1 protein-coding gene is annotated in these 6,922 nt (G+C 67.1%); it reads right to left on the reverse strand.

Features of this window, described 5'->3' with window-relative positions:
* The coding region (locus tag ACTWPW_RS62310; protein ID WP_443174738.1) for a LamG-like jellyroll fold domain-containing protein at window positions 1–6,902 on the reverse strand (6,902 nt) is incomplete at its 3' end.
* Window positions 6,903–6,922: the final 20 nt, after the last annotated feature.

A 6,922-nucleotide genomic window follows, 5' to 3' on the forward strand; every position in this document is an offset into this window, starting at 1 on the left:
TCGATCTCCCCTGCGGTAAGACAGGCCGGACACATCTCGGCGGCACCGCCGCCTCCGTAGCAGTTGCCGATGCACGTGCCTCCGCTGGCACTTGGCCCTGATGAGCTGGTGTAACCGCCAGCGAGGGAGCCGGTGTCGACGACGGTGGAGTGGCCGGTGGGGTCAGTACCGGTGAGAGGTGAGGCGTTGGCGTAGGTGTAGCGATTGACCTGCACCGACGGACTAGGGTTGAGTGTGGCGCTGTCGCGGCTGGTAAAAGTGGCGGTACCGGGCTGGTACCAGCGGGCGTGCATGTTGACCTTACCGGTGTCCGGGTCGGTGTATTCGCCCTGGTAGCCGAGGCTGGCCTTGCTCCCGGTTTGTGCGGTGATCGCGCCGAAGGGGTCGTAGGCGGTGGAGCTGGTGATGGCGGTACCGGTGTGGGTGGCGACGAGGTCGCCGTGGAGGTCGCTCAGGGCTGCGGCTGCCGGATCGGTGCCTTCCTTGAGGCCGAGCAGGGCGCCGAAGGGGTCACGCGCGTACGTGGCCTGGATGCTGCCGCTGACGCTGACGGCGGCCAGGTCGTTGCTAAGACCGGCGTAGTGGTGGGTCTGCTTGGTGGTGCCGCTGATGCGGGAGGTGACGCGGTCGAAGGCGTCGTAGGCGTAGAGGCTGTCGCCGTCAGCGATCAGCCGGTCGAAGGCGTCGAAGGTGAGCTGGGTGGTGGCGCCGTTCTTCGTCTGACCGGCCAGGGTGCCACGCGGGGTGTAGGTGTAGGTGGTGTTGTCACCGCTGGTCAGGCGATTGCGTTCGTCGTAGGTGTAGCTCTTGTTTCCAGCTTTGGTGCGGTTGCCGGCGGCGTCCCACTCATAAGCGGTGGTAGCGCCGCTGGGGGCGGTCCAGGAGGTGAGGCGGTTGGCGTGGTCGTAGCCGTAGGTGTTGGTACCGGCTCCGGCCAGGCCCATGGTGGTCTTGGTGGTGAGGTTGTCGTCCTTGTCCCAGCCGTAGGTGATCTTCGCGATTTCGGTGCCGGTGCTGTTCTTCAGGGTTTGGGAGGTGGCGCGGCCCAGGTCGTCGTAGCCGATGGTCTGGGTGCTGGCTGGGTTGGCGGCGGTGAGGCTGGTGACGCGGTTGGCCTTGTCGTAGCCGTAGGTGAGGGTGCGGCCGGTGACCGGGTCGGTGGCGGTGCCGAGGCGGTTGGCGTTGTCCCAGGTGAAATTCGCCGTACCGGCGGCGTCGACGCGCTGGGTGAGGTTGCCGCCAGCGTCGTAAGCCATCGTGGTGGGCTGGCCCGAAGGCTGGGCGAGCTTGGTGAGCAGACCACGGTCGTTGTACTCGAGGCTGTAGTCACCGGCGGTGGTGAGTTGCCCGGCCGGGTCGTAGCCGAAGGTGCGCTGGGCGGTGGCCGCTCCGCCGCCGCTGCCGTCTTCCTGGGTGAGGCGGCCGAGGTGGTCGAAGGTTCGGGTGATCTGGACGCCGCCGGGCTGCAGGATGCCAGTGTTGTTGCCGGCCTGGTCGTAGGCGTAGGTCCAGGTGCGGTCGCCCTCGTCCGGGTGCTGGCTGGTGGCCGGTTCGATGACTTTTTCGACCAGGCCGAGGCTGTTGTAGGTGGTCCAGGTGGTGTTGCCGCGGCCGTCGGTCAGCTTGGTGCGGGCGCCGTTGGCGTCGTAGCCGAACCGGGTAACAATCTCCTCGCTGGCGGAGACGGGCTCGGTGACGGTGGTGAGCCGGTTAAGGGCATCGAAGCTCTGCTTGGTGGTGTGCTGTTCGGCCGAGATCTGGCTGATCAGGTTGCCGGCCAGGTCGTAGCCGGCCTTGATCGAGCGCAGGGCGGTGCCGGAGCTGTTGAGGTCCTTGACCTCGATCGGGCGGCCCGCTAGATCGTAATTGGTCTCGGTGGCGTTGGTGGTGGCGTCGGTGACGCGCAGCGGCCGACCGGCCAGGTCGTAGGTCGTGGTGGTCTTGTTCTGCGCGGGGTCGGTGGTGCTCGTGACCTCACCGGCCGCATTCGGTGCGTACGTGGTGGTCATGCCGCGGGGGTCGACCGTCGAGGTGAGCATGCCCGCGTCGTTGTAGGCGAGCTTCGTCGTGTGGGCAGCGGTGGTGGGCTTGCGCTCGATTGACGTTTCGGTGATCTTGCGGCCTAGGTCGTCGTAGGTGGCCTCGGCGCGGGCGCCGTTCGGGTCCACGTCGGCCAGTTGCTCGCCGGCCAGGTTGTACTCGGCAATCCGGATGCCGCCAGGTCCGGACGGGCCGGGGTCGACCGTACGGACGGGTCGGCCGAGAGCGTCGTAGTCGATCCTGGTGACATAACCGCGCGCGTCGGTGGTGCTTGTGCGGCGGCCGCCCGCGTCGTAGCCGTGCGTGATGGTCGGGGTGACTGCGGTGCCGCCGGGCGAGGTGTAGGCGGGCATGGTCAGCTTCACCACCCGGCCCGCCTTGTCGTAGGCGGTGATAAGGGTGCTGCCCTTGGCATCGACGGTGTGGGTCTGGTTACCGAAGGTGTCGTAGCCGACTCGAACTGTGGGCCGGGTGGTGGCCGGGTTCGCGCCCGCCTCGTCCACCTGCACGCTGGGCGCCTTGGTCTCGATGAGGCGGCCGAGCGCATCGTAGGTGTTGGTGGTCGTGAACTCGGCGGCGGTGGCACCGTCGGCGTTGCCGCGCGGATCGGTGATCGCGGTGGCCAGGCCACGGTCGTCGACCGTCCAGGTCGTGGTGAGGTCCTGGTCGCTGTTCTCGATCGTCTGCCGGGTCTTGATGCCGGCGGCGTTGTAGGCGTAGGTAACGCTCTCTTCGCGGCTGCCGCCAACCTTGGCGCGGATCTCCTTGGTGATCAGGTTGTTGGCGTCATAGGTGTAGGCGGTCTTGCGCTGCAGGTCCGCCGGGTCGAACGTGGTCGAGGTGAGACGACCGGCCGCGTCGTAGACATAATCGGTGGTGGTGAATCCACCACCGGTCACCTGCTTGATGAGGTTGCCCGCGGCGTCGTAGGTGTTGTCCTCGACGATGACGTCCTTGGTGGTGGTGGCGCCGTTCAGCTTGACGTCATCGCCGATCACCTGCGACAGCAGGTTGTCGCCGAAGTAGGTGTAGGACGTCTTGCGGCCCATCGCATCTGACTGCGCGGCCAAACGCCCGGCTGGGTCGTACGCGTACGACTCCAGGGTGATCTCTGCGGCCGGCTGCGGGTTGACCGGGCTGCCGGTCCAGTTCTTCACCGTCTTGGCGGCCAGTTCGCCGCGTTCGGTGTAGGTGTAGCCGAAGATCGAGCCGAGCGGGTCGGTGACCGTCGCCTGCAGACCGCGCTGATCCCAGGTGGTGCGGACCACATCGCCCTCGGGATCGGTGACGCTGTCCTGGCGGCCGTGAGCGTCGTAGGTGTAGGTGGTCGTCCGCGCCGCATCACCGCCGGTCAGATCCGTGACGGTCGCGGTGAGCATGTTGCCGTCCGGGTCATAGGCATAGCTGGTCTGCGCGGTGTGGGTGACGCCGGTGATCTCGTTCTTCACCCCCGGCGCCGTCTGCGTGGCCGGCCGGCCGGCGTCGTCATAGGTGTAGCTGGTCTTCACTCCGTTGGGCTGGGCGTCGGAGATCTGGGTCTGGGTGGTGACACGGCCCAGCGCATCGTGCTCGAACTGGGTGATTTGCCCGGTCGGGGCGGTCTGCTCGGCCAGGTCGCCGGCGACGTTGTAGCGCAGTTCGGTGGCGTTGCCCTTGGCGTCGGTGCGCGTCTTGACCAAGCCGGCCGGGGTGGTGCCGCCGCCGACGGCGGGTTCGCTGCCGTCGGTGTAGGCGAGGGTGGCGGAGCGGCCGGTGGGGAAGTCGAGCGTGGCCGGGGTGGTCTGCTTGGTCTGCTCGCCGTAGCTGTTGTAGTCGAAGGTGGTGGCGTAGGTGTTGTCGGTGGCGCTCGTGGAGCGGGCGTCCCGCGCGGTGGTGACCTGGTCGTTACGCGGATCGAACGGGTCGTCGTCGTTGACGAAGTAGGAGGAGTACTGCTGCTGGCAGTTGCCGCTGGAGCGGCAGGTCTTGCTGGCGAGTAGGTTGCCCCGGTTGTCGTGGGAAAGTTCGATGGTGCTGCCGTTGGGGTCGGTGATCTTGCTGGGGAGGCCTGCCTCGTCGTAGGCGTAGCTGGTGGTCTTGCCCAGTTGGTCCGTCGCGGACAGGAGACGATGGCCGCGTCCGGCGTCGTCGAGGTAGGACAGGGTTTCCTGTTGAGGGTCGGTGACGGTGGCCTTGGCGTCGATGCCGCCCTCGCTGAGACCGTTGTTGGCGTACTGCAGGCCGCTGAGTTTCCAGGTGCCGCCGTGGCGGTCGGTGTGGGTCAGCAGTCGACCGCCGTCGGCGTCGTACGTGCTGGCCGCCCACTGCCTGCCGGATGGCAGGGTGGTCTTGGCCAGGTGCGGCTGCGCGGTCCGGGCGGCGTAGTGGGTGCGGATCTCGGCTGGGCCCAGCGGCTTGTCGTACACCGCGACCTCGTCGATGGCGCCGGTGAACGGGAACGCGCCGGCCGCGGTGACGGTGGACGGCCATGAGGGGGAGGCGTAGCCGTAGCCGATCTGCGCTTGGTTCTGGTCGTTGTGTGTGATGGTGCCGGACAGTGTGCCGACCGTCTGGCCATCCAGGAACAGCGTCTGGGTATTCTCCGCGCCGGACAGCACCACGTGGTGCCAGTTGCCGTCGTTGACGGCCGCGCCGGAGGTGATCGGCTCCGCCTTACCGGTGGAGAACTGGCCGCGTAGCTTGCCATCGGTGCCGACGTACAGGGCGGGCGTGTACGAGAACGCGTTGACATCGTTGTAGCCGATGACCGTGCCTGAGCCGGTGGTTTTGAACCACGCTTCAACGGACAGGGAGCGGGCTCGGCCGCTGATGGCGGCTGCGGGAAGTTGTACGCGGGCGGAGGTGGCGGTGCCCTTGAAGCTCATCGCCGAGTTCGTGCTGCCGGTCAGGGCGCCCGGCACGCCAAAGGCGGCGTCAGCGGTGGTACCGGCCAGGGTGGCGTTGTCGAAGCCGACGTTCCAGGCGGCAGAGCTGGCGATCTTCCCGCCCAGCCCGGTCTGCGCCTCACCCAGCCGCCAGTACCCGGCTGGTCTGGCGTTGATCACGATGCTGCTGTAGCGCGAGCCGCTGGTGTAGTCGTAGACGGTGCACGCGGTCTGCTCGCCCGGCGGGCACACCTTGGTCAGTGTGTCCCCGGTGTAGCTGTAGGTCCAGGTGAGTGGCTGGCCGTCGACCGGGTCGGTGGACACGCTGGTCACGTGGTTGCCGGTCCAGCCAAAGGTGAGCGAGCGGCCACCGGCCACTGCGGTGATCTTGTTCAGCTTGCCGTCGGTGCCGTAGGTCAGGCCCTGGCTGCGCCCACGCCGGTCGGTGATCTTCGTGAGCCTGCCCGTGGAGTTGAACCAGTAGGAGGTGGAGCCCTTGTCCATCAGCCGCCAGCCGCCGCCCTCAACGGTGGCCAGCTTGGCGAAGTTGCCCTGCGGCGTCGCATAGCTGCCGTCGCCCTTGGCGGCGAAGCGGTACTCGCGTCCGTCCGGATAGGTGATCAGGACCGTCTTGGTCTGCGGCTCGTCCTGGATGCGCATGTCCCACCGGGTGGACCAGCCGGCACCGAACGCACCATCGGTGCGCGGGTCCAGGCTGTTGTAGGTGCGCACCACCGACAACGGCAGCCCGGCACTGGCTACCGAGGCGTCGGTGACGGTCTGGGTGTAGTTGCCCGTAGTGTGGTTGAACTCACGCCCACCCGTGCCCGAAGCCAGCAGCGCGTTGATCGTGCCCTGCTCCGGGGTGGTCGTGAACGAACGCCACGGCGAACTCTCAGTGACATTGCCCGCTCTGGCCTGAACTTTCCACCAGTACGTCTCGCCCCACTTAAGCTTGCCTGCCGGTACCTGCCAGCCGTTGGATTCCCACCAGATATCCGCGCTTTCGCACCAGGACCAGTCCTCCGGAGTTCCTGCGCACACCTGGAACCAGTACGACACCAGGCTGGTGTTGTCTCCTGGCTTGGCGTACGCGGCCAAAGTCGGTGTGAGCGAGCCCACTTGAGTGTTGTCCAAAGGAGAAGCCCACTGCATTTTCAGGACTTCAACGTGGGCTGACTGCCAAGCCGACCAGGCACCAATTGCCGGCCCGGCCCCTGTCCCTGCCACGCCCTGCGCCCGCCACTGAATGGACCAGCCGTTGCGTAACACGCCCGCCGGCACCTTGACGGGTACCCGTGTACCCGTCGTCTGGGAGACAATCTCGCTGCCCGACCAGATCAGTCCCGAGCCCTGTGACGGAACCGCCGGATCATGCTGCACCTCGACGTTGATGCCCACCGCCCGGCCATCAGGATCGGAAACCACCGCCGACAAGGTCGGCTCCAGCGTTGAAGTGATCCACGTACCCGAACTCAACGTCCCCGGCGACACCTGCAACGCCGAAACCGTCGGTTTCGAGCGGTCGACCCGCAGCGACTGCCAAGCTGACCATGCACCGATCGTCGGTCCGGCCCCTGCTCCCGCCACACCTTGGGCGCGCCACTGCACACGCCAGCCGTCTTGTAGCTCACCCACCCCGACCTTGACGGAAACCCGCGTACCAGTCGTCTGAGACGCGAACTGGTTGCCCGACCAGATCAGTCCCGACCCCTGCGATGGAACCGCCGGATCATGCTGCACCTCGATATTGATGCCCACAGCCCGGCTATCGGGGTCGGACACCACCCCCGACAACGTCGGCTCCAGCGTCGAGGTGACCCACGTACCCGAACTCAACGTCCCCGGCGACACCGCCAGGTCGGATACCGTCGGCTTCGAGCGATCGATGCGCAGCGACTGCCAAGCTGACCATGCACCGATCGTCGGTCCGGCCCCTGCTCCCGCCACACCTTGGGCGCGCCACTGCACACGCCAGCCGTCTTGTAGCTCACCCACCCCGACCTTGACGGAAACCC

The sequence above is a fragment of the Nonomuraea sp. KM90 genome (assembly GCF_052246675.1).
Taxonomy (GTDB): Bacteria; Actinomycetota; Actinomycetes; order Streptosporangiales; family Streptosporangiaceae; genus Nonomuraea.